Here is a 25757-nt window from a genome sequence, read left to right as displayed (position 1 = left end):
TATAAGGAAATATTTTACTGGCGATTTTGTTTTTTTGCAAAAAGCCACTAAAGCTACACGATCCAGATAAGCTTTAGTGGCTTTTATAGTCAAGGTCAGCTATATTTAATTAGTATGTTATTTTTATTCAAACCCTGCATGTACACCTTTGATGGAAAAGGAGTCCGCTTCCCGTTTTTTCTCTCCGGTATACATCCATTCGATAGTGTCTTCGTATGTCTTGCCGTCTTTGCTTGCAACGGTCTTCACAATGTTCTTTCCGTCTGCCAAGGTGACATTGTCTATAATATAATGTACGTCTGTATAACCTTTATGGATACCGGACAACTCTTGGCCGTTCAAGAAAACTTTAGGTTCTCCGATATTAGAATAAACGGTGATAGAAGTGACTTTCTTTTCGCGATCCACATTCCGGCGCTGTGTCAAGTACAAGACAGGATCTTCACTCCAGTTCGCCTTGTACCAGAAATAAGAGTCTTTCTTCGTCTTGCGGTCAAAAGTGACCATGCCCTTCATGTTACGGGCGGGAAGATCGCCGCGATTAGCCAGCGGAGTGGCAAAATCGAAAGTGTTCCACAAATAAGAAGCGACAATATACGGATGCTTGGCGATCACGCTCCACTGGTATTCGTGTGTCTTCGTCTGAAAAGTTTCCGGATAGAAAGGTTTCGTCCAATTCAGTGAATTGTCCAGATATTCGGTCTGATGGACAATGTTGGCGTCGGCTCCATACTCCGTCAGCATCAATTTCTGTTCCGGATAGTTCTTTTCCAAGCCTTCTACCCACGGTTCGATATCCTGCAATTTCTTTTCGTACCAGCCGAAATAACGATTCATTCCCTGTATGTCAGCATTCAAGTTGACCGGATGCTCCATGTGCCCGTAGCCATTTACCGAAACAGTGTAACGGTCGGGGTCTTCCGTCTTCGCAAGATCATGCAAGGATCGGGTCAATTCTTTTGTATATTCGTGCGGATGATAGACTTCGTTATGTAGCCCCCAAACATAGATGGACGGATGGTTGAAGCTCTGGCGGATCAGTTCGCGGAGTTGGTTACGGGCGTTCTCGGCTTCCTGTCCGGAGACACGGTTCACAAAAGGAATCTCCGCCCAAATGATCAATCCTAAGCTGTCACAACGCGAATAGAGGTAATCTGATTGCTGATAATGAGCAAAACGGACGGTTGTCGCACCGATATCCATAATAGTAGCCAGGTCGAAGTCATGATTTTCATTCTTCAACGCACTACCCAGCCCCCACCAGTCCTGATGGCGGGTAACACCGTACATCGGATATTTCTCGCCATTCAGATAGAACCCTTCGCCTGCAACAATCTCGTATTTGCGCAAGCCTAAGGGCTGTACCACTTCATCTATCACTTTCCCATTCCGGATCAGGCGACTCACGATCTTATATAAATAAGGATTCTTCCGCCCTTGCCACAATGTAGGATTCTTGATCTTGAAATCGGCTTCGAACGACTGTACGCCCTGCGGTGTCAGGTCAAACGAGCGGCTCTGGGTTGCTACCAGTTTCCCTTCTTGATCATAAATCGTATTCTGTAAGGTGAGCGGAGCCGGTTGCAACGTTCCATTATCCAACTTCACTTTCACTTTTACATCCGCTTGCTTTTTGGAAACATTCTTCTGGGTGATGTAGACACCGGAAGAAGCACAATCGGTCACGCAGATATTATAAGGCTCTGTCACGATCAACCAAACCGGACGGTACATCCCGCCATAAACGCCGAAAAGCACATGATTGATAGGAATCACGTCCGGACGTGACGCATTGTCGGCTTTCACTATGATCTCGTTATCCGCCCCCGGTTTCAGCGCCGTACCGATCTCGCATGAAAAAGCAGAGTAGGCTCCTTTATGAGTTGTCACAAGAGAACCGTTCACATACACCTCCGCAACAGCTCCCACACCTTCGAAACGCAGGAAGACGCGTTTGTCCTTCAGTTCAGCAGGAAAGAAATAGTGCTTTTTGTAGTAGGCAGGTCCTTCGTAGAATTGGTCATACTGCGTCTGCATATCTTTTGCATTCCACGTGTGAGGAATCTCGACCTCGGTCCATCCACTCTCCCATTTCGGCGCATTAACGGCCAGTTCCTTACCTGCCGGCGCTTTCTTAAATACCCAACCGAAATTAAACGGCTCGACAATCCGGCCTTCGGCCTGCATCACCAAACTGAAACAGACCAGCAACAAGGTTAAACTCAATACTCGTTTATTCATGATGTTTTAATTGATTGAGTTACAAAAATAGGTTTATCAACTTGTTTAACCGTGTAAAATCATCTCAATCCTGTTCAAGATCGTCTCCAAATCACTATCTTTGCGGTATAAAAGATATACAGTCATGCGTCTTTACTCATAAACCATGAAACTACGGATGATAAAAAGATTCTATACCGCATTCACTATATATATTATGGTTATGCTATATGCACCTCCTGTATATAGCATAAATTTCTTCTTCTCCCACCTGGGAGTAGAAGATGGCCTGTCGCAAGTTTCCGTTCTTGATATTTTCCAGGATTCGGACGGTTACATCTGGTTCGGGACGCGCAACGGCGCGAACCGCTACGATGGCTACGAATTCGTTGTCTATCAAAACGAAGTCAACAATAATGCAACATTAACAGACAACTACATTCGGGGATTTGCCGAGGACAACCGGAAGAATATTTGGATCGCAACTTCGAACGGGATCAACTGTATCGATTATAAAACCAAAAAGATAACCCGTTTTTACCCCAAAAGCATCAACAAGGAATGCACCACCAATATCATCAACCGCCTATTAAAACATTCGGACGGGAATGTCTATGCTTTCTGCAACCGATCCGTATTCAAATGCAGTATGAACCAGACGGTCGAAACGGTCTTCCCCGACATAGCAATCCCTTCACCGACCTATTCCGTAGCACAGGCTCCGGACAAGGACATTTATATCGGAACGGAGAGCAACGGCTTGTACATTTATTCCGAAAACTGGAAACTAAAAAAACACGTACCCATCGACGGTATCATTGCAACCATATTACCAGACAACAACGGGGATATATGGCTGGGACTAGACGAAACCGGAATTTGCCTCTTCAACAAAAACAAACAGACCTTTACATGGTTGCACAAGGATAACACCAACCTCAATAACAACTCGATACGCACATTCGTTTCCTACGGCGACAGTTCCATTCTGGTCGGAACATTCCGGGGATTAAACATACTGAATAAAAAAGAACTCACCATCACTCCTGCCAATATCAATATCGCCGGGAAAGGAGGCCTGAGCCACTACTCCATCCACAGCATGCTGATCGACAAAGATCAGACACTCTGGATCGGGACCTATTCAGCAGGAGTCAATTATCATAGTCCCTTTTACAGGCCGGTTTCCTATATCACGCCAAACGAATATGCCGGCATCATCGGCAAAGGTCAACAAGACAAAGACGGGAACATGTGGTTTGCAACAGAAGGTGCAGGATTGTTTTACTATAACCCGGAAAACGGGCGACAACAGCTTTATCCCATCAAACCTCTTCACGAAGGGAATTATGAGATTAATATCATCAAATCGATCCTGATACAAGGAGACTCGATCTTGTGCTCTACCCATTTCGGGTCAGTCTATTTGTTTTCCATTCGGGATAAACAGTATAAAAAGCTATACGACTTCCAGCACAACGACATTTTCTCCCTATACATCGATAAAAGCAAACGGCTCTGGATACCGACAAACAGCAGCCAGAACTTAGTGATGGTCGACAAAGGAAAGCAAACCAACCGGTTCATGGCCAACGGCATTTCCCGCTCTTTCAAATGGGTTACTGTTATCCATGAACTTGAACCAAATCTGTTTTTGTTCGGTACATTGTCTGACAGCCTTTACCTGTACGACATGAAGAAAAAAACCGTCCGCAACCTTTCCACCGAACTGCAACCGGATCCCAAATTCGAAAAGTTGGGAAATATCACGGCCATTACGCAGGACAACGAAGGCTACGTCTGGATTGCGACCAATAAAAACGGCTTATACCGCCTGAACTGGAACCTGAAATTGGCCAAACACTATCAGAAAAAGGACGGGCTGTCCGACAGCTATATTAACTCACTTACAATCGACCAACACCAAAATATCTGGGTAACGACAGGAAAATCCATATATAAACTGAATCGCACAACCGATACTTTCAGTGAAATGAAAATAGCTGATACCCCGGCAATGGAGTTTACACGATTTTCAGGCAACAGCATTTCTGCCGACGGCAGCATCTATTTCCCCGGAGACAAAGGGGTCCTTTTCTTCAATCCGGACAAGATCATGGTGAATCCCAACATTCCGCCAGTAGATATCACTTCCCTGATTGTAAATAATAAAGACGACGTGACTGGAAACATTGAGGACGGGGAGATTACGCTCACTTCCGATCAGAATAACATCACGTTCAGATACACGGCGTTAAACTTTATCCATTCCGAACGGAACCAGTATGCCTACAAGCTGGAAGGAGCCGATCCGGCATGGCACATGGTCGGAAACCGACGGGAGGCTTATTACAGCAACTTGGCTCCCGGCACCTATACATTCCGGATCAAAGCCTCAAACAACGACAACATATGGAATCCCGAAGAAGCAACACTACGCATCACAATCGATCCGCCTTTCTACAAGACTTGGTGGGCTTACCTCTTATACTTTTGTATAATCACATTCGTCATCGTGAGAATCATTCGTCATCAGCACGATAAACACGAACGGGAACGGGAACTTCGCTACAAACAGATGGAGCAGGATAAGGTCAACGAATTGCATGAGGAACGGATGCGTATGTTCACCAATTTCTCACATGAACTGCGTACTCCCCTGACGCTCATCATTAACCCGCTAAACGACCTGATGCAGTACGTATCTTTCTCGCCTGAAATAAAGGAGACACTTCAGTTGATCAAAAAGAATACCGGACGGATGTTGCTTTTAGTCAATAATCTGATGGATATACAAAAATACGAAGCGGGCAAAACAGTCCTACAAAAGACCAGTTTTAATTTTTCCTCCTTTATCCGCGAGATGTATCACTCTTTCGAGAGCGTGGCTGACAACCGGGAGATCCGTTTCGTGTTGGACAACGAGCTACCGGAAACATATAAGGTTTGTTTTGACGAAGCGGAGATCGAAAAGGTATTCTTCAACCTGCTCTCCAATGCCTTCAAATTTACACCTTCGGAAGGACAGGTGACCATCCGTGTCAACACGGTCACACAGGCGGAATGTGAACTGCTCCCCCATTTCCCGGCTCAATACAGCTCCATCCTGATAGAAGCTGGATACCTGTTTATCGAGGTGATAGACACCGGAAAAGGTTTCAGCGAACAGGAAGCAGAAAAGATTTTCGAACCTTTCTATCGTTCACAAGAAGATATACACCGGCAGATTTCCGGTACAGGTATCGGGCTCAGCTTGACACGCTCCATCATTTTGCAGCATAACGGTTGCATCTGGACCGAAAGTTCAGAAACGGAAGGCACCCGCTTTATGTTCCTTCTTCCCGACACCGAAAAACAGGAAGAAGGGAAGAACGAATCTCCCGTCCTATCCAAGTCCGCCGAAATCAGTAAAAAGTTCGATTTGCTGGTCGAAGAGACCCAGAACAAAAATAAGCAGACGGTTTTGCTGGCCGATGACAATCAGGAAGTGCTTCAATATCTGGAACAACAGCTCAGCCTCGATTATATCGTGGTTAAGGCTTTCAATGGCAAAGAGGCATTGGCGATGATTGAGGAGTCATATCCCCATATTGTCATCAGCGACATCATGATGCCAGAAATGAACGGGCTCGAACTTTGTAAACGTATCAAGGAAAACCAGAACTACTGCCATATACCGGTTATCTTGCTTACCGCCAAGTCAATGATATCACAGATCGAGGAAGGCCTAGATGCCGGCGCAGACGACTATATCGTCAAGCCATTCCAGATATCTTTACTCAAAGCCCGTATCCGGAACCTCCTTTCCCTACGCGAGAAAATGAAGACGATGTATGGGGAAACATTTTCCCTCAAACAGTTTGGAGTAGAAGAGCCAAAAGAGCACGATGATTTCCTCACTCGGTATATTGAGATTGTAAAAGCCAATATATCGAATCCCGAACTTGATGTATCAGTCATTTATGAGGCATTGGGAATGAGCCGGACTAACTTTTACAGGAAAGTAAAGACCGTAACCGGACTTTCTCCCATCGAGTTGATTAAAAATATCCGTCTGGAGGCAGGTGCAAAACTTTTAAAGGAATCGGACATGAATATTTCCGAAATAGCCCAGCACATCGGTTTTAGTAGCCGTTCGTATTTCGCCCGCAGCTTCAAGGCTGTCTATGGAATGTCACCGACAGAATATCAGGAAACAAAATCTCAAGACTAAGAATGCATCTATCAAAATTCATCAAAATAAATGTTTTTTAGCACGTTGGTATATTTTTATCCCCTTTTGGAATAAAAATACACGTGCTTGGCTTGCATCTTTCATTCTTTTGACATAAAAAACAAATAGAATCGACAAGTTAATTATTAATTGTTTAATGTGCTAATAAATTATGAAAGGCATGAACAGACAACTACGAGGGAATTTGCCTCCCAATGAAAAGGCAAACGGGAAGAATCGATTTCTTTCCTTATTATTACTCTTTATGGCGTTTATATCCGTACAGGTATATGCGCAGGACGTCAAAGTTTCCGGTACAGTTATCGCGGAAGCTGACAAATTTCCGATTATCGGGGCTAACATTGTTGTAAAGGGTACGACGATCGGTACTGTTACCGATATAGATGGTAATTTCTCCCTTGACGTTCCCCAGAACTCGACAATCGCTATCTCTTACATCGGTTGTGAAACGCAAGAAATCAAGATTACAGGAGCAAAAACATTGAACATTGTTCTAAAAGACAATGCGATCGGTTTGGACGACGTTGTCGTTATCGGTTACGGTTCGCAACGCAAATCAGACTTGACGGGCGGTATCGTGGCTGTTGGCGAAGAAAAACTCCAGATGGTTACGACAAACAATTTGATGGATAAATTGGCCGGACAAATCCCTGGTATGAACGTGACAACCAGCAACGCCAAACCTGGTGAAGACCAGTCTTTGCGTGTCCGCGGTGAAAATTCGTTGAGTGCGGACAATTCTCCGCTGATCGTCATGGACGGTATCCCTTACAGCGGATCTTTAGGTGACATTGATCCGGATATCATCGAGAATATGTCTGTATTGAAAGATGCATCTTCAGCTGCCATTTACGGTTCACGCGGTGCAAACGGCGTAATCCTTGATTCAGACCAAAAAAGGTAAAAAAGGAGCACCAACAGTCTCATATAAAGGACAAGTCGGCATGCAACAAGCACAACATCGTATCGATATGATGAAAGGAGCCGAATATGTAAAATACACACAAGACTACAACCGCATGAAATACGGTTATTCTGGAGATCAACTCGATCCGCTTGTACTTTTGAATCCGAGTGAACGTGCGAACTATCAGAACGGTTCTGAGTTGGACTGGCAAGACATCATGTTCCGTAATGCTTTAACCACCAGTCATCAGATCAGCATTTCCGGAGGGACGGAAGCTACAACCTATATGGCATCAATCTCTCACTTAAGAGAAGATGGCGTTATGGAAAACACAGGTTTAAAACGTACTAACATCGCATTGAACATTACACAGGTTTTAAATAAATGGTTAACTGTCGGAATGGGAACGCAAGCGATCCAAAAAGAATTCGGCGGAGAGCAACCTTATTTGGAGGCTGGGTTGAAAATGAGTCCTTATGGCATTTATAAAGATGAAAATGATCGTTACGTCGACTATCCAATGGACCAAACTTTGTTCTACAATCCAATGGCCAATATTGATGCGACGAACGACAAAACAAATCGTAATGTATTCATTTCAACTTTTGCAGAAATTCAATTCCCGATTGACGGTCTGTCATTCCGTACAAACTTCGGTTACAACTACCGCAATAATTTTGTAGGATCTTATTACGGAAGAAATACTCTTTCGGGTAAAAAGGTGAATGGTTCCGCTTCTATAGAGAATATCCACTATTATGATTACACATGGGAAAATCTCTTGAAATATAATAAGACATTCGGTTTGCATAAAATTGATGCCACCGCCTTGTTCAGTATGCAGGAAACAACCAAAAAGGAAGCAAAAGAATCAGGTGAAAGTTTTGTAAACGACGATTCCGAATACCACAATATGGCTGGTGCCGAGAAAAATAAAGAAATCACATCCAAACTGACAGAAACGGCAATGCTGTCTTATATGTTACGTTTGAACTATTCATACGCCAACAAGTATTTGTTGACACTGACAGGACGTTCCGATGGTTACTCCGCATTTGGAAAGAACAACAAATATGCATTCTTCCCTTCCGTTGCCGCAGCATGGAATATCTCTTCCGAAGAGTTTATGGAAAGCCAGACAAATTATTTGGACATGCTGAAAATCCGTCTTTCATGGGGTTCAAACGGTAACCAGGCCATCAATCCTTATCAGACGCTTGACCGTTTGACACTGACCAACTACATTTGGGGCGACAACGGAACGGTTGTAAACGGAGCTTACCTGCCTACAAACGGTGTTGGGAACCCAAACCTGAGATGGGAAACCTCACGCACGATCAATGCAGGTATCGACTTCAGTTTCTTCAACGGACGTCTTTCCGGTAACATTGACATGTATGTGGTCAACACAAGCGACTTGTTGATGAGCCGTACAGTTCCTTACATGAACGGTTACAAATCCATTATGGACAACGTAGGTAAAACCCGTAACAAGGGTGTTGAAATCGCATTGAACTCCGTCAACTTCCAAAACAATGATTTCCGTTGGACCACAAACGTCAATTTCTCGCTGAACCGCGACAAAATTATTGAACTGCGCGGTGATGGCAAAGACGATATCACAAACAAATGGTTCATCGGAGAACCGCTGCGCGTATTCTACGATTACAATGTCGTTGGGACATGGCAGGAAAACGAAACATATGTTGAAAACGGACATACGATCAGCTGGGATGCCGAAAGCGGCAAGTTCCTGAATGAAGAAGGAAAAGAATACCAAAAAGGCGCTGTCCCCGGTTCTGCTAAACTGGAAGACAAAGACGGAAACGGCTCTATCACAGCCGATGACAAGAAAATCATCGGTTCCAAACTGCCCAGCTTCCTGCTGTCAATGGGTAACCGCTTCGATTACAAAAACATCTACTTCTCTTTCTTGCTGAACGGAGTGTTCGGACAGACAAAAGAATTACATGACTACAACTTCGACCGCTGGATGCCGACATACAACTACATAAGCGGTATGGACTACTGGACACCGGAAAATCCGACAAACGAAATGACATCTCCTGCTTATGTTCCTTACGATAAACATTCATTCTACAAAAAAATGAATTACGTCAATATCAAGAACATCACGATCGGATACACGTTCCCGAAGACAACATTAAGTGCAATTGGAATCAGCTCGCTGAGTATCAATGCAAGTGTCAACAACCTCTATACTTTCAGTAACATCGACAACTGGCTGAACTTAGAAGATAGCGATGCTAACAGAAATGTTCTCGTTACCTACCCGACAGCCCGTTCTTACATGTTTGGATTAAATCTTACTTTCTAACATTATAATATAATTGAATTTGGATATGAAAAATATATTAGCAACTGCCGCTGCTGCATTTTTATTGGTGACATCAACCGGTTGTTCAGGTTTTCTGGATGAAGAGCTAAAAAGCTCGCTATCTCCAGACAATACATACACAAGCAGCTATGGTTTTGAAGTCGGAGTAAACGGGTTGTACGGTTGGGCCCGTTCCGAATTTAACACATGGGGAGGAGCAACAACAAGCCAGGGACAAGCTTGTCCGTACGAATCATTTCAGGTAGCAACAGACATTGTCTACACAGGGCATGGAGACGGTTCATTGGTTCCTTTCGAAAACTTGTCTTATACACCATCCACAACATTTGTCACTTCCTATTGGAACTGGGGATACGGTTTGATCGCCTCTGCCAATGAAATCCTCGAATATTCGGAAGGTAATGTAAATTGGGACAAACCGACCGATAAAGCCTACTATCAGGCTATCGCTCGCTTCTTCCGCGCTTATGCTTATCGGTATCTGGTATATTTGTACGGAGATGTTCCATATGTTGATAAAATTGAAAAAGACTTCCGGATAGACTTTACCCGCACACCGAAAGCGGAAGTTTTAGGCAAGATGATCGAAGACTTGCAGTTTGCAATCGCAAATCTTCCGGAAGATCCCGATAAGGTCGAAGTTGGACAGTTAACAAAATGGGCTGCCCAGCATATGCTTTCGGAAGTATACCTCATGGCAGGCAAGTATGCAGAAGCGGAAGCAGCAGCAAAAGCTGTAATCGATTGCGGTTACTTCCATCTGATGACTTCACGCTTCGGTGCGGAGAAAGACAAAGCCGGAGATCCGTTCTCCGATATGTTCAAAGAATATAACCAGAACCGTACTTCCGGTAATATGGAAAGCATCTGGGTTATGCAACTCGAATACAACACGACCGGAGGCGGCGGAGCAAACGAAGACTGGACAAAACGTGCTTGGGTTCCCAAATACTACAACGAAGACGGCTTTGTGTTGGCAGACTCTTTAGGCGGACGTGGTTTGGCACAGATCGTCCCATTCAAATGGTGGATCGACAGCAACGACTTCTTCGCTTCAAGCGATATTCGTAACTCGGAATATAACATCAAGAGAAACTGGTATTACAACGATGCTTCTTCTGATAAATATGGAAAGAAAGCCGAAATCACAGAAGAGACATGGACAAAATTCACCATATACCCGGCTGTCACGAAATTCTTCTACGGAAAAGCAGAGGATTTGAGCTATGGCGGTAACAATAAAGACCGTATGAAGTTCCGTCTTGCCGAAACATATCTGCTATTGGCTGAAGCACGCTTGATGCAAAACAATGCACAAGGAGCCGCAGACGCGATCAATGTAATACGCAAACGAGCCAATGCACCGGAAATTACAGCTAAAGATGCCACAATTGACTTCCTACTGGACGAACGTATCCGTGAATTGGTTGGTGAAGAGTTACGCCGATTTACGTTGGTTCGTACAGGCAAGCTGGTTGAACGCGTAAAGAAATACAACCCGCACAGCAACACTATGGATGAACATCACACCTTGTGGCCGATCCCGCAGACCATCATCGACTCTAACACAGGAGCCGAATTTCCACAGAATCCGGGATACTAAGCATTTAATAGCTATAAAGTAAAAACACACTTATAGGATGAAAGGGGAAGTTCCAGCCAAAGGGACATCCCCTTTCTTTTTAATAATCATAAAATTTGGTACATTTTTTACTCATTTTGAGATGATATTATTATATCCTGAGCCTTATCTTTCCTATTTTTGATGCAGAATTAAAAGAAACAGAACGAATATCATGAAAACTACAATCAAGTACATCTGTACAGGCCTCTCACTTTGCGCTTGTACCTGTTTAGTGAACAATCTGCCGGCACAGGCCGAAACGACAAATACAGCCGCTGTCAGTGCGACGGAAACGGGCTGGGACCGGCAAAGCATCATGGAAGTTGCCCGGCGGGTGGCGGACTGGCAGATCAAGGATTATCCCGAAAACAAATATGCCAAGAGCGAACCGCGCGGATGGATCGCCGGAGCACTTTATATGGGGATGTTCGACTGGGCGGAACTAAGTGGAGACAATACATATTATGACTGGCTCCGGAAAATCTTCAACCGACAGAGCTGGCAAGTTGCCAACCGGATGTATCATGCCGATGACGTTTGCATCGCACAAACCTACATCGATTTCTATAATAAGGAAAAGAACGAGAATATGCTGAAACCGACTATCGCCCGCGCCGACTGGGTTTTGAACAATCCTTCCAACGGAAGCATGGATCTCGATTACAGCAAAGGCAGCACGATCGAACGCTGGACGTGGTGCGACGCCCTTTTCATGGCGCCCGGAGTCTACACGCGGCTCTACACGCTGACCGGCAACCGTAAATACATGCACTTCGCCGACAGTGAATTCCGTGCTACCTACAATCACCTGTATGATAAAGACGAAGACCTTTTCTATCGCGACAGCCGATACATCGGACAGAAAGAAGCCAACGGCAAGAAGATTTTCTGGGGACGTGGCAACGGTTGGGTAATCGGCGGGCTGGCGGAAATCCTGAAGACGCTGCCGGCGGAAGATACCGAATTCCGTCCTTTCTATCTCGAACTTTATAAAGAGATGTCCGAGCGCCTCGCCGGACTGCAAGGAAAAGACGGTTATTGGCATGCCAGCCTGCTGGACCCGGACAGCTATCCTTCACCCGAAACAAGCGCGACCGGATTTATCGTTTACGGCTTGGCATACGGAATCAACCAGGGGTATCTGCCGGCAGACAAATACCTACCAGTCGTAAAAAAAGGATGGGAAGCACTGACCCGCGCAGTTGAAACGAACGGGAAATTAGGGTGGGTTCAGCCGGTAGGTGCCGATCCTAAAAAGGTGACACGCGACATGACCGAGCTCTATGGTACAGGTGCATTCCTGATGGCTGCATCGGAAATTTACAAATTAGCAGACAAATAAGTCACAACAAGGCTCTTTTTTTCATAAAAGTACCTGCAAAAGCTCTTGAACACCCGGGTAAACCCGCCTTTAACATCCGGATGTCGGGAGGGTAAACACCCGGATGTACAGATAACAAACATCCGGGTGTTCAGCATCAAATCTCACTATCTTGTTGAAAACAAGCGATATGCTTTGTATCTTTTTCTGCCGTATTGGAAAAAGATGGAGTGATAGTAGAGTGATAGATAAAAGTGACATATATCACACAACAAACAGTTGTATATGAATAGTTTATATACGAAGTGTGATAGAGTGATAGAGATTTTGAAAAAATAATAATGATATGAAGCATAAAGTTTGTTTACTCTTCACGTTCCTCTCTCTTTCCGTATCCGGTATTTCCGCAACGAACGGACAAGATTCAATACGCCAAATTCAGCTAAGCGATCTGGAAGTGCAAATCCGATGGGTAAATCCTACTGCCATACGTGCCTATCTGGACGACACAAAAACAGCATTGGGAGGAAAAGCTCCCGCGCTTTACGAAAAACTATCCCGTCTGGAAACACTTCTGCCCGGCGTGCGGCAGGCCTTCTCCGATAAGGTTTCCAGCAACACGGTCGACGAAGTAATTGGCCAAGCTCAAGAAATACTTGCCTTGAAGCGTGAGATCATCCTGGCCAACCCGCTGCTGGACATGGACAAGATCATAGTGGCCCGTTACCGTTTGGGAAACAAGGCCCGTAAGGCGATGGGCCCGTCGATGGGAACTTCGACAGCCAACTACAACTCGCTATTTTCCAACTCGCGTAAAGGCTACGATGCCGAGATCGACCTGCTCACGGGCTTGCGCGGACAAATCGAAAGCAGCCGGATATACAAGCCCGAAGCCGATGTTCCCGTTTCGGACATACAGCTCCACTGGGATGCCGACCGCCTCCTCTTCTCCTCGCTCGACAAGAACCGGAAGTGGCAGATATACGAAATGAACATCGACGGAAGCAACCTTCACCAAAAGATCACCGTTGATGAGCCGGATCTGGAATTCTGCGACGCCAATTACCTGCCGGACGGGAAAGTGGTGGCGACGACCAACATCGGTTACAACGGCGTTCCTTGCGTGCATGGCGACGATGTGGTAGCCAACCTTGTCTCCTTTGACCCCGAGACGCGTGCCTTGCGCCGCCTCACCTTCGACCAGGACGGGAACTGGTCGCCTATCGTGATCCCAAACGGACGCATCATGTACACCCGTTGGGAATATACGGACCTGACACACTATTTCTCCCGTATCGTGATGCACATGAACCCCGACGGGACAGAAAACAAAGCGCTCTACGGCAGCGGCTCCTATTTCCCGAACAGTACGTTCGACATGAAACCGCTCTCCAAGCACAGCAGCCGCTTCATCGGCATCATCTCCGGCCATCACGGGACGGCACGTTCAGGGCGGCTCGTCATCTTCGACCCTGCCAAAAGCCGGAAAGAGGAAAAGGGGATGATACAGGAACTGCCGTTCAAAGACCGCCCGATCGTCCCGATCATCAAGGACGAATTGGTGGAAGGCGTCTGGCCTCAGTTCATGAAGCCGTTCCCGCTTAGCGAAAAGTATTTCCTGGTCGCCTGCAAACCGGCGAAGGAGGCACTTTGGGGAATTTACCTGGTCGACGTTTTCGATAACCTGACACTCATTGCCGAGCAGGAAGGAGAAGGTCTGACCGCTCCCATCCCGCTGGTAAAACGCGAAACACCTCCTGTCATCCCTTCGAAGATCAAGCCGGACAGCAAAGAGGCTACGGTCTTTATCCAGGATATCTACGAAGGAGAAGGTACGCAGGGCGTTCCCCGGGGCACGATCAAGGCACTCCGTATCTTCGCTTATGAGTATGCCTATATCTTAGCTCCTTCCGATCACGATGCACAGGGAATACAGAGTGGATGGGATATCAAACGTATACTCGGAACAGTCCCGGTCGAGGAAGACGGTTCTGCGCTATTCACCATTCCCGCCAACACGCCGATTTCCATTCAGCCATTGGATAAAGACGGGACAGCCATCCAATGGATGCGCAGCTGGCTGACTGGGATGCCGGGCGAGATCGTCTCCTGCGTCGGTTGCCATGAAGATCAGAACAGCATACCCATTCCCAAACGCACGATTGCTTCGGCCAAGCAGGCACGCCGGCTGGAAACACCGGAAGGAGGTGTCCGCCCGTTCACGTTCCGTCTGGAAGTGCAACCGGTACTGGATCGTAACTGCGTCTCTTGCCACAACGGGAAAAATGCCGAACCGGACTTCCGCAAGGATCAGATGGTCACATATAAGAGAGGTATCTTGACGAAAATCAACAAGCAGTACGACCAAAGCTATCTGAACCTGCACCCATACGTGTACCGCCAGGGACCGGAATCAGACATCTATGTCCTCAAGCCGGCCGAGTTTCACGCGAGCAACAGCGAACTGATCCGCATCCTGCAAGCCGGACACCACGGCGTAGAGGTTCCGGAAGAGGACATGCGGACGCTCTATGCCTGGATCGATCTCAACGCGCCTTATTATGGGGCTTTCACCCAAATAGACCTGAAGCCTCAATCTCCCAAAGGTCAGGTGGAACGCCGTATGGAGCTGGCCGAGAAATACAGCGGTGTACAGGTTGACTGGCAAAAAGAGATTGCCGACTACGCCGACTGGCTGAAAGAAAACAAAAAGGCAGACGGCATTACCGGAGCAACGACCGGCGAAACAGTCGAAATAAAGAAGCCGACCAAACCGGTCCGCCCGGTCAAGGTAAAGGGATTCCCGTTCGACACGCAGACGGCGACTGCCCGGCAAGCTGCCAAAGACGAAACGACCCGCCGCCTCACCATCACTCCGGATGTACATATCGACCTGGTATGGATTCCCGCCGGCAGCTTTGTGATGGGTAACAACCGAACTCCCTCCGCTTCGCCAGCATTCAAGGCAAACGTGAAGGAAGGCTTCTGGATGAGCATGACCGAAATCACGAACGAGCAGTTCCGCGCACTTTTCCCGGAACACGACAGCCGGTACATCGGACAGACTTGGAAAGATCATACGACCCCCGGCTATGCAGCCAACCGGCCAAAACAGCCTGTCGTGCGCGTCAGCTGGGACGAAGCGAATGCTTTCTGCCAAAAGATCAGCGAAATATCAGGCAATACAGTTTCTCTGCCTACCGAAACACAATGGGAATGGGCAGCACGCTCGGGAAGCGCAGATGATTTCTGGTTCGGATCGACGGAGAGCGACTTCGGTGCTTTCGAAAACTTGGCAGACAGTACGACTGTCGATCTGGCGGTAACAGGCGTAGATCCGAAACCGATGCGGGCAAACGATCCCATGCGCAAGTTCTGGGATTTCCTACCGAAAATCCTGAACGTAAACGACCACCAACTGATCAGTTGCCCTGTTGCCTCTTACCAGCCCAATCCCTGGGGATTGTACGACATGAACGGGAATGTGGCGGAATGGACAGCCTCCGATTACATTCCTTATCCTTTAAAAGAAAAGGCAAACAAAAAGACTGCTGAGAAGAAAGTTGTACGAGGCGGCTCCTGGCGTGAACGTCCTAAATACTCCACATCGACCGTCCGTAAAGCCTACCTGCCTTGGCAGCGGCCGATGAACGTCGGCTTTAGAATTGTGGTTCTTGACCACGATTCTAAAGCCAATTAACAATTGAGAATTGACAATTAGCTTTCGACACATTTAATTGTCAATTCTCAATTCTTACAACGCTTTTTCCATTGCCTACCCGACTTACTTGTACGCGGACAGGGATGCGCTCTGTCATTTCCTGCACATGCGAGATGACGCCGATCTTGCGTCCCTGCGTCCGCAAACTTTCCAAAGCATCCATCGCCACACGAAGCGTCTCGGCATCCAAAGAACCGAAACCTTCGTCAATGAAAAGGCTTTCAACCCGCATCCGGTTGGATGAGAGGGAAGACAGGCCTAGCGCCAGTGCCAACGAAACAAGGAACGATTCGCCCCCTGAAAGGCTATGGACGGTACGCACCTCATCGCACATATCCCGGTCGATCACCTGCAAGGCAAGCGTTTCGGGAACCCGTTCCAGCCGATAGCGCCTTGTCAATTCACGCAGTTGCACATTGGCATAGTTCAACAGTATATCGAGCGTATATCCTTGCGCTATACGACGGAACTTGGCGCCGTCGGCAGAACCGGCCAGTTCGTTCAGCTTCGCCCAACGTTCGCTTTCCGTACGCCGGACATTCAATTCTTCCTGCAGACCGGAAACTTTCGCCTTGTTCTCCGTCTGAGTACGAAGCCGGAAAGCAAGTTCCGTCTTTTCCTGTGTGTACCGGGACAAGATAACTTCGAGTGGCTCTCCACCCGAAGAATCCAAATAATCAGCTGTCCATTTGTCTAAAGCCGCCTTTCTCCGGAGTAGGTCGGCAGAGGCCTCGGTCAGGTCTTTTGCAATCTGGTCGGCAATGCCGCGTATCTGGTCGGCGATGCCGGATTGCTCAGTCTGGGTGGCCGACAGTTTTTTCAAACGCTCTTTCAGTTCTTCCATTCGTCGGATGTACTCCTGTTCTACGCTATCTGCAGATCGGCCATTCAAAAGTTTCTTTCGTTCTGCCTGCAAAGAGGAAAAAGCGGCACGGTTCTTTTCGTGGAGCTGTCCGGATTCTTCGGCTTGCTTTTCGAGAGAAGGAAGGAAGGAGGCGAGAGATTCGCATTCGGCTTTTTGGGCGCTTTCCTGCCGTTCCAGTTGATGGAGTTTCTCGATATTCTCATGCCACTGACGGGCGAAGTCTGTCAATGTTTTACGGAAAGTTTCCGGATTCTGCAACCAGGCTTTCTGCCACTCACTATTGCCGAACAGCAGGTCGGCAGCCGAAAGGGACTGGGTCAACAGGGTGGATTGCTCTTTTACAATAGCTTCTTCCCTCTCTTGCCGACTGGCAGCGAGTTGTTGCTTACCAGCCATTTCCTTACAGGCGGCCTCGCTATCTGCAAGTTCTTTATGGAGTTGGAGCAACTGCTGTTGCAAACGGGTAAGATGGCGGGTATGAGCGACGTAGGTTTCTTTTTTATTCGATAAATCCTGCAATTGAAGGGTTAGAGCAGAAACAGGAGCGACAGGAACCTGATTTGCAAAAGGATGATGCGTGCTCCCGCAAACCGGACAAGGTTGTCCATCCTGCAACCTGCCGCGTAAATCCTTTATGTTACCGGAAGCCTCCAAGCGTGCCTGTTCGATAAGCAATTGTTCCCGTTCCTGGCGAAGTTTCTCGATCTGTTTGTCCAAAGCCGGTGCATCGACAGCTTTCAGTTCCTCTTCCAGATTCCGGTAATCCGCTTCAGCCCGCTTCAACGCCTGCTGTTTGTTTGCACTGGTCTGTTGCAGGTCGGAAAGTTGTTTATTCAACGCCGCCATCTCCTGCCGGAGCGTTTCGATCGAACGGACAGCCGCCTCCATCCCTGAACGGGTGGCCGATGCTGCATCCAAGTGCAACAACAAAGCTGAAAGTTGCTCCGCAATACGTTCCTTCTTTTTATAACGCTCGCGCCAAGCGGTCAGACGGGCAATCTCCTCCGCTCCCTGTCTCCGGCGGAGGACGGCAGCTTGATATTTCTTTTCGGCCTCTTCTTTCCGAAGCATTACATTTTTCAACTGCTGCTCCGAATGTGACAGGTCACGGATGGCTGTATCCAACTGGATATCCAGTTTACGCGCCTGCAAGATCTCCTGTTGAAGGGATTTGAAACGAGCCTCAGACTGTTGCTGTTCCTCCACTCCCTTTTCGTATTCATGGCGAGCGACCGTCAACAATTCCGTTGCGTGCACCAACTTATCGGCCGCCTCTTTTTGTTGTCTTTGGCGGATGGTTATCTGCTGTTCGATAGAACGGACGGCCTCTTGAAGGGCCTGTTGCTCCGCTTTCGCTTTCTCGACTCGCTGCAGCTCCTTTTCCGTTCCGGCAAGGCGAGTGCGCAAGTCGTTTTCTTCCTCATCCGTCAATAGCTCGATACCCTGTATTCGCGTTTGGATCAAGTCGAAGGCTTCTTTCGCCCGCGCATTCCTTTCAAATATCTGGCGAGAAATGGCGGAATAGAGTTCGGTTCCGGTCAACTTCTCCAACAAGGAAGCTTTTTCTCCCTGCTCGGCTTTCAGGAAAGTGGAAAAATCGTTCTGCGCCAGCAATACGGAACGCGTAAACTGTTCGAAAGTCAAGCCAATCAAATCGATAATACGGGCTTGCAAATCGGAACGCGTCCCTTGCTCTTCCTCCTCCTTGTCGAGGTTATACAGAGCCAAACGCGGATTCTGCAACCGTCCGTTTTCCTTGTCGCGTGCCCGCGCCACCGACCAGCGTGTCCGATAGCGGTGTCCGTTCAAGGCCATGAAATCCACTTCTGCAAAACCGGAGGATGTTCCCCGCCGCAGCAAGAAACGAGGATCGCTCTGCGACAATTGTTCATTACTGACATCCTGAAGCTTGACATTATTTTCTTTCGCCTGGTCGGTACGAGGCGTACGGGCGAACAGAGCTAAGCACATCGTATCCAAAAGGGTGGACTTACCTGCTCCCGTAGGCCCGGAAATAGCAAATATCCCGGCTGAAAGTAATGGCTCCACCGTAAAATCTATTTCAAAATCACCTTCCAACGAGGCCAGGTTACGACCTCGTATCGCTAATATCTTCATAGGGAAACCTCCCGCATTACATCGTTAAACATCTTTTCCAACTCTTCCGGCAAATCTCCCCCGAAACGGTTCGTAAAGGTATGGCGAAGCATATCCAGCGGAGCGATCTTTTGTAAATCCGTATAAGAGAAAGGACGAGAATCTTCCTCTCCCTCCTTTTTCGGATAAGAAGGGATGATGGAAGTCAGGCGTACAGCCTTATCCGCAAGTGCCTCCTCCACCCGATGCCGAAACCCCGGATCTGGCTCCGTCAGCAGTACCTGCACCTCCAGATAAGGCCATAGGCTGCGATCGGCTCCCTCTTCCGCCAACGGTAGGTTGGAAAGCGACAAAAGGACTTCGGCAGGCGACGCCGGTTCCGCCGGAATCCGATGCAGGGCGGTTCGGAGTGGGATGGGCACTGCTTCGAGATCCGACAGGCATCCGTTTTCGAGGGTAAAGGCAACAACCTGATGGTGATAATGCTGTTCGGAGAAAGACATCGGAAGCGGGCTGCCGGCATAGCGTACAGACTCGCGTCCCCCTACCCGTTGCGCCTTGTGGATGTGACCGAGGGCCGTATAGGCCAAGTCCTCATTAAAGGCTTCTACCGATATAGATTCAAGTCCTCCCATGATGGTCCGTTCGCTCCGGTCATCTTCCGACAGTTCAGCACCAGTCGCATGCAAGTGTCCCATCGCAAACAGGGCCTCGCCCGGTTGCCTTTGGCTGTCGGCATAGTCATAGAGCTGGCGATACATTCGGGTAACGCCCTCCACATAGGTATCTTTCCCTTCTTTCGAAGCGGGATAATCTCCCTGACGAAGATAGGGAACAGCCAGACAGATCGCTTCCCGTTTTCCTTCCTTATTATATAAAGGAATCAGAAGCGAATCGAAATCGATCTTGCACAGGTCGGTTCGCGGGACAACCCCTACAATTGACGTATTCAGTTCTTCCAACAGGGGTATCGGCGCCTCCAGACGGGCTGCCGAATCATGATTACCTGCGATAATCACGATCTGCAATTGTGGGTTATGCCGGTTCGCTTCCCGCAAAAAACGGAAAAAACGGCGTTGGGCGGCTGCCGACGGATTGGCAACATCGAAAACATCGCCTGCTATCAGCAAGACATCAGTCTGCCGTAGCGTCAATATATCGATCAACCACGAAAGAAATGCCTCATGTTCCTCATCACGGTCATACCCGAAAAAGGTTTGCCCAAGATGCCAGTCGGCAGTATGGATTATTTTCAATGACATGTTTTTCCAGATTTAATAAATATGAATCTGATCTTATTTTGGGGATAAAGGTAATGAAACAAACGAACAAAGACAATAAGGGGAGCCTGTGTCAAGCGCGGGAACGAGAGAAATAGATGACGAATCAAATTATTGTCCTATCTTTGTGCCGTCAATAAACAGGGGAACTTTATGAATTGGTTACAAGAGGCCTTTTTAGAGCCTACGATGGTGCAGGCAGTCATCATTATTTCACTGGTCTCTGCACTTGGATTGTATTTAGGACGGATCAAGATATTCGGGATCTCACTGGGTATCACATTCGTATTCTTTGCCGGTATCTTTGCCGGGCATTTAGGGATCGTCGTGAATAAGGATATGCTGTATTTTGCTCAAAGTTTCGGCTTGATCCTTTTCGTCTATGCATTAGGGTTGCAGGTTGGTCCCGGTTTCTTCTCTTCGCTGAAGAAGGGAGGGGTAGCTATGAACATGATGGGGTTAGGCGTTATCCTGCTCGGACTCATTATGACAGTCAGTCTGCACTGGGTAACAGGAGTTTCCCTTTCCAATATGGTCGGTTTGCTTTGCGGGGCCGTTACCAACACGCCTGCTTTGGGAGCCGCCCAACAGGCTTTGTTGCAGATAGATCCGGCCAATACCAAAGGGGTGACGGACATGGCTTTGGCGTGTGCCATCGCTTATCCGCTCGGCGTAGTGGGCGTGATCTTGGCGATTATTATCCTGAGAGCCTTGTTTGCCGACAAGAAACAGAAAGACTTAAAGGAACAACGCGACACGACTACCTATGTCGCCGAATTTCATGTAAGCAATCCGGCTATCTACGAAAAGAGCATCAAGGACGTAATGAAGCTGACGGACAAGCATTTCGTTATTTCACGTGTATGGAGAAACGGTAAAGTAAGCATTCCGACTTCGGACACCTTACTTCACGAGCATGACCACCTTTTGATCATCTCCGTTAAATCGGATGTCGAAAATATTAAAGTCCTTTTCGGCGAGCAGGAGAATGTAGATTGGAACAAGGCGGATATCGACTGGAATGCCATTGACAGCCAACTGATCTCGCGCCGCATCGCGGTGACACGCAACCGGGTGAACGGTGTGAAATTAGGCTCTCTCCGCCTTCGCAACCTCTACGGTATCAATATTACGCGTGTGAACCGTGCCGGTATAGACCTGCTGGCCTCTCCCGACCTGCGCCTGCAAATCGGTGACCGGTTGACTATCGTGGGAGAAGCGAATTCGGTAAACACAGTCGGAAAGATTTTAGGGGATGAGATCAAGCGGTTAAACAATCCGAACCTCTTGGCTGTCTTCATTGGTATATCGCTGGGGATGCTGTTAGGAGCATTGCCGATCACGTTACCAGGGATGAGTACGCCAGTCAAATTAGGGATCGCCGGAGGCCCGATCATCGTCGGAATCCTGATGGGCGCATTCGGCCCTCGTTTCCACCTGACAACCTACACGACAATGAGTGCCAACCTGATGCTTCGTCAACTGGGGATCATTATTTATTTAGCGGGATTGGGGATCGATTCGGGTGTACATTTCTTCGAAACGGTTTTTCGGGCAGAAGGATTGCTTTGGATCGGGCTTGGATTTCTGCTGACGATCGTGCCGGTGCTGATCGTCGGTTTCATAGCTTCGCAATTTTTCAAACTCGATTATGCGCACAACGTGGGTATGCTCTGCGGGAGCATGGCAAACCCGATGGCACTGAGCTATGCCAACACGACTGTCGATGGCGACGAACCCTCCGTTTCTTATGCCACCGTCTATCCGCTTTCAATGTTTATCCGCGTGATTTCAGCACAATTGGTGCTGATGTTATTCACCTGATCGATCAGGCTTTGGAACACTTAACCAGCACCTTTTCTCCATCCACCAAGGTGGTTGCAAAGAGATAGACGTGGCCTCCGTCGGTGATCTTCGTCCGCTTACGCAGTTCTTCTACGGAGAGAGGAAAATTACGCACGGTTATATTTGCTTGGGGGATTGTCTTTGATAGTCCTTTACAGAGTTTTCCGGTAAAAGACAGCACTTCATCCACTCGGAATCTGCGACCGGGAAAGTCGGAAACTAAATGGTCCGCTGTATATAGATGGCTGTTCACCTGCAACTTCTTCACTCCCGTCCGGACGGCAATCTGCTTAAATGCGCCGGCTTTTAAAACCGAGGCATTCGGTTCATACAAATATGTACCTACCTGACCGGCAGGAACCAATACGGCGCTACGTTCCTCTTCTAATGTAAAAGAGAAAGATTGCATTCCATCCAGTCCGAAATTGATGCACCGGACTAACGGTTCTCTGCCATCCGCCTCTCGTTCCACCACAAAAAGCAGTTCCTTGCATTCGTTCCTAACCGAAAGGACATGCACGGATGTCGTCCCCGGCAACAGCTCCAAAGTCATTTGTATATCTGCCATCGGCGAAAGCTTTGCAATGACATGCGGGGAACGTTTCAGAAGCGCCGGCAACAGTCCGGGCAGGTTAGGTTCACAATCCTGCAAAGCAAAAACCCGCTTGTTAGATTCTCCTCGGCGTGCAGGATCGATATAGAAAGCATCGACCTCCGGAAGGGTATCAACAACTTGGGCGGCATCAGCATTTATGATCGTTATATTGTTGGCCTCCAAGACAGAAAAATTATGTTTCGCGGCTTCACAATAAACAGGAAAACGTTCTATATAAGTCAAATGTTTCGCCTTGCGGGAAAGAAAATAGCTATCGATTCCCAGTCCTCCCGTCAGGTCGCAAATAGTCCAACTTTCACCAATCAGTTCCTGTTTATAAGCTGCTGTCTGTTCAGATGAACACTGTTCCGCCGCAATCTTAGCCGGAAAAACCAATTGTCCGTTCTCAAACCACGACGGCAACTTCTCCCGGATCTGCCTTCGGACAGCAATCTGATCGACTAAAAAGGGAATATCCATTCCGGGATACTTGGCAGCGGAAAGCAACAGGCGGGTTAAATCGTCTGTTGCATGTTCTTTGATAAACTGTATGTGTGAAGTTGTCAGTTCCATATCGGCACTAAATCAGTGACGACATAGAAAAAGAGGGTGTGTCATGATATTTGGTGGACACATCCTCTTTTCTGCGGAAAGCGAGGGATTCGAACCCCCGGTACAGTTACCCGTACACCGCATTTCGAGTGCGGCCCATTCGACCACTCTGGCAGCTTTCCTTAGGTCGTCGTTTGCGAGTACAAATGTAGGGAAAATTTAAATTCGTTGTCCCCTCAAAAGCATTTTTTTCCAATAAAAAGGGCACTCTCCTAAAAGAATGCCCTTCCTTTGTTAACGAATTTGCGAATTATTTGAAATAACGGTTGTATAAACCTTCAAATCCTTTACCGTGGCGAGCTTCGTCCTTACACATTTCGTGAACTGTGTCGTGGATAGCATCCAAGTTTAATTGTTTTGCACGAGTGGCAATACGTTTCTTATCTTCGCAAGCACCGCATTCAGCGTCTTTACGTTTCTCCAAGTTTGTTTTTGTGTCCCAAACAACATCACCCAGCAGTTCGGCAAACTTAGCAGCGTGTTCAGCTTCTTCCCAAGCATAGCGTTTGAATGCTTCTGCTACTTCAGGATAACCTTCACGGTCAGCTTGGCGACTCATAGCCAGATACATACCGACTTCAGTACATTCACCCATGAAATGCGCGTTCAAATCTTTAATCATTTCTTCATCACAACCTTTAGCAACACCGATCACATGTTCATCGGCAAAAGTCAATGCACCGGTAGTTTCTACCATTTCTTTAAATTTACTCTTCGGCTGCTTGCATTGAGGACAGAATTCAGGAGCTTCATCACCTTCGTGTACATAACCGCATACTGTGCAAATCCATTTCTTTTTCATCTTTGTAAATTTTTATTGGTTGTATAATCTAAAATAGTTGTAACACTCGTTATTTGTTCTTTGCAAATGTAGGGAAACATTCTAAAACAAGCCCTACAAAAACTCATAAATTTATTCTATCTGTTAATTGATAAAAACTATGAAACCTATCCTTTACGGCCCATGTTATATTAAAAAACTTTCATAAATATGGACACTTCAAAGATTATCAGCCTACTGGGCGAACAAAGCGAATTCCTGTTGGGACACACTTGTAAAACGATCGATAAATCACTTATACACATTCCTTCACCGTCTGTCATCGACAGTATATGGATCGGCTCGGATAGAAATATCCAAACATTAAACAACCTGCAACGCCTGTTAGGAAGCGGACGGTTGGCAAATACGGGATACGTCTCAATACTGCCTGTGGACCAAGATATCGAACATACGGCGGGAGCTTCCTTCGCTCCGAACCCGATCTATTTCGATCCGGAAAACATCGTCAGGTTGGCTATTGAAGGAGGATGTAACGGAGTAGCCTCTACGTTCGGAATCTTAGGTTCCATAGCACGTAAATATGCGCATAAGATACCGTTTGTGGTCAAACTGAATCATAACGAATTACTGACTTATCCCAATTCATACAACCAGATCATGTTCGGCTCCGTAAAAGAAGCCTGGGACATGGGAGCTGCAGCCGTAGGCGCTACCATCTACTTCGGTTCGGAAGAAAGTAGAAGACAGTTGGTCGAAGTGTCAGAGGCTTTTGAATATGCGCACGAGCTAGGAATGGCCACCATCTTATGGTGTTACTTGCGCAACAGTGAATTCAAAAAAGACGGTGTTGACTATCATGCCGCAGCCGACCTGACAGGCCAAGCCAACCATTTGGGTGTTACGATCAAAGCAGATATCATAAAGCAGAAGCTACCGGAAAACAACGGAGGATTCACAGCTGTCAAATTTGGCAAAATCGACCAAAAGATGTACACCGAACTAGCTACAGAACACCCGATTGACCTCTGTCGCTACCAGGTTGCCAACAACTACATGGGACGTGTCGGCCTCATCAACTCTGGTGGTGAATCTCACGGAGCTTCCGACTTGAAAGATGCGGTCTACACGGCTGTCGTCAATAAGCGGGCAGGCGGTATGGGACTGATCAGCGGGCGAAAAGCGTTCCAACGTTCGATGAAAGACGGTGTAGAGCTGCTGCACACCATACAGGATGTATATCTGGACCCGGGAATCACAATTGCTTAGTATAAATAAAGAAACGACGTCCCAGAC

The 25757-nt window shown here is 47.4% G+C and carries 11 protein-coding genes, 1 tRNA gene and 1 pseudogene; 7 read left to right on the top strand and 6 right to left on the bottom strand.

Annotated features, from left to right (window positions below; translation table 11 throughout):
- Nucleotides 1–123: 123 nt before the first annotated feature.
- Entirely contained in the window at nt 124–2241 is a 2118-nt protein-coding gene (locus tag KTG12_RS07075; protein WP_138272931.1) for a glycoside hydrolase family 2 protein, read from the bottom strand.
- A 202-nt stretch (nt 2242–2443) separates the two neighbouring features.
- On the opposite strand from KTG12_RS07075, the gene KTG12_RS07070 reads away from it, so the two are divergent.
- The 5 genes and pseudogenes from KTG12_RS07070 to KTG12_RS07050 all read left to right on the top strand — a co-directional run bounded on the left by KTG12_RS07070 (nt 2444) and on the right by KTG12_RS07050 (nt 16365).
- On the top strand, nt 2444–6433 hold the full coding sequence (locus KTG12_RS07070) for a two-component regulator propeller domain-containing protein (RefSeq protein WP_229055497.1): 3990 nt from the start codon (nt 2444–2446) through the stop codon (nt 6431–6433).
- 181 nt (nt 6434–6614) lie between these two features.
- Nucleotides 6615–9699, top strand: a pseudogene (locus tag KTG12_RS07065) (SusC/RagA family TonB-linked outer membrane protein).
- A gap of 25 nt (nt 9700–9724) precedes the next feature.
- Nucleotides 9725–11323: a RagB/SusD family nutrient uptake outer membrane protein gene (locus KTG12_RS07060; protein WP_005640251.1), complete on the top strand. Its 1599-nt coding sequence runs from the start codon at nt 9725–9727 to the stop codon at nt 11321–11323.
- Between the two features lie 193 nt (nt 11324–11516).
- The gene (locus KTG12_RS07055; protein WP_022322010.1) at nt 11517–12686 is read left to right on the top strand and encodes a glycoside hydrolase family 105 protein; all 1170 of its coding nucleotides are present in this window, start codon (nt 11517–11519) and stop codon (nt 12684–12686) included.
- 325 nt (nt 12687–13011) lie between these two features.
- A complete protein-coding gene (locus tag KTG12_RS07050; protein WP_155143941.1) occupies nt 13012–16365 on the top strand; it encodes an SUMF1/EgtB/PvdO family nonheme iron enzyme in 3354 nt (1117 codons plus the stop codon).
- Between the two features lie 40 nt (nt 16366–16405).
- Here KTG12_RS07050 and KTG12_RS07045 read toward each other — a convergent pair whose 3' ends face one another.
- Together KTG12_RS07045 and KTG12_RS07040 are read right to left on the bottom strand one after the other, a co-directional pair.
- Nucleotides 16406–19369 carry an AAA family ATPase gene (locus KTG12_RS07045; RefSeq protein WP_138272934.1) on the bottom strand — a complete coding sequence of 988 codons (2964 nt, stop codon included), beginning with the start codon at nt 19367–19369 and terminating at the stop codon, nt 16406–16408.
- Nucleotides 19366–20610 carry an exonuclease SbcCD subunit D gene (locus tag KTG12_RS07040; RefSeq protein ID WP_046451429.1) on the bottom strand — a complete coding sequence of 415 codons (1245 nt, stop codon included), beginning with the start codon at nt 20608–20610 and terminating at the stop codon, nt 19366–19368. The genes KTG12_RS07045 and KTG12_RS07040 overlap by 4 nt, the downstream gene beginning before the upstream one ends.
- 171 nt (nt 20611–20781) lie before the next feature.
- Between KTG12_RS07040 and KTG12_RS07035 the strand changes: the two genes are divergently transcribed.
- The gene (locus tag KTG12_RS07035; protein WP_216945419.1) at nt 20782–22452 is read left to right on the top strand and encodes a putative transporter; all 1671 of its coding nucleotides are present in this window, start codon (nt 20782–20784) and stop codon (nt 22450–22452) included.
- Between the two features lie 4 nt (nt 22453–22456).
- Here KTG12_RS07035 and KTG12_RS07030 read toward each other — a convergent pair whose 3' ends face one another.
- The 3 genes from KTG12_RS07030 to KTG12_RS07020 form a co-directional block, all read right to left on the bottom strand.
- Nucleotides 22457–23641 carry a class I SAM-dependent methyltransferase gene (locus KTG12_RS07030; RefSeq protein WP_046451427.1) on the bottom strand — a complete coding sequence of 395 codons (1185 nt, stop codon included), beginning with the start codon at nt 23639–23641 and terminating at the stop codon, nt 22457–22459.
- A 74-nt stretch (nt 23642–23715) separates the two neighbouring features.
- Nucleotides 23716–23802, bottom strand: a tRNA-Ser gene (locus KTG12_RS07025).
- A 128-nt stretch (nt 23803–23930) separates the two neighbouring features.
- On the bottom strand, nt 23931–24482 hold the full coding sequence (locus KTG12_RS07020) for an NADH peroxidase (RefSeq protein ID WP_005640236.1): 552 nt from the start codon (nt 24480–24482) through the stop codon (nt 23931–23933).
- A gap of 189 nt (nt 24483–24671) precedes the next feature.
- Here KTG12_RS07020 and KTG12_RS07015 point away from each other — a divergent pair, with 189 nt between their 5' ends.
- Nucleotides 24672–25730 (top strand): class I fructose-bisphosphate aldolase, encoded by a 1059-nt coding sequence (locus tag KTG12_RS07015; protein ID WP_022322812.1) that lies wholly within the window; start codon nt 24672–24674, stop codon nt 25728–25730.
- The last annotated feature ends 27 nt before the right edge of the window (nt 25731–25757 follow it).

The sequence above is a fragment of the Parabacteroides sp. MSK.9.14 genome, from assembly GCF_019041495.1.
GTDB lineage: Bacteria > Bacteroidota > Bacteroidia > Bacteroidales > Tannerellaceae > Parabacteroides > Parabacteroides merdae.
Note: the sequence above shows the minus strand (reverse complement) of the source record. Positions and strands in the feature narration are given on the sequence as shown.

Excerpts from the sequence above, each read along its gene's own strand:
- KTG12_RS07075 (WP_138272931.1), bottom strand. The coding sequence starts at position 2,241 with ATGAATAAACGAGTATTGAGTTTAACCTTGTTGCTGGTCTGTTTCAGT.
- KTG12_RS07070 (WP_229055497.1), top strand. The coding sequence starts at position 2,444 with ATGCTATATGCACCTCCTGTATATAGCATAAATTTCTTCTTCTCCCAC.
- KTG12_RS07060 (WP_005640251.1), top strand. The coding sequence starts at position 9,725 with ATGAAAAATATATTAGCAACTGCCGCTGCTGCATTTTTATTGGTGACA.
- KTG12_RS07055 (WP_022322010.1), top strand. The coding sequence starts at position 11,517 with ATGAAAACTACAATCAAGTACATCTGTACAGGCCTCTCACTTTGCGCT.
- KTG12_RS07050 (WP_155143941.1), top strand. The coding sequence starts at position 13,012 with ATGAAGCATAAAGTTTGTTTACTCTTCACGTTCCTCTCTCTTTCCGTA.
- KTG12_RS07045 (WP_138272934.1), bottom strand. The coding sequence starts at position 19,369 with ATGAAGATATTAGCGATACGAGGTCGTAACCTGGCCTCGTTGGAAGGT.
- KTG12_RS07040 (WP_046451429.1), bottom strand. The coding sequence starts at position 20,610 with ATGTCATTGAAAATAATCCATACTGCCGACTGGCATCTTGGGCAAACC.
- KTG12_RS07035 (WP_216945419.1), top strand. The coding sequence starts at position 20,782 with ATGAATTGGTTACAAGAGGCCTTTTTAGAGCCTACGATGGTGCAGGCA.
- KTG12_RS07030 (WP_046451427.1), bottom strand. The coding sequence starts at position 23,641 with ATGGAACTGACAACTTCACACATACAGTTTATCAAAGAACATGCAACA.
- KTG12_RS07020 (WP_005640236.1), bottom strand. The coding sequence starts at position 24,482 with ATGAAAAAGAAATGGATTTGCACAGTATGCGGTTATGTACACGAAGGT.
- KTG12_RS07015 (WP_022322812.1), top strand. The coding sequence starts at position 24,672 with ATGGACACTTCAAAGATTATCAGCCTACTGGGCGAACAAAGCGAATTC.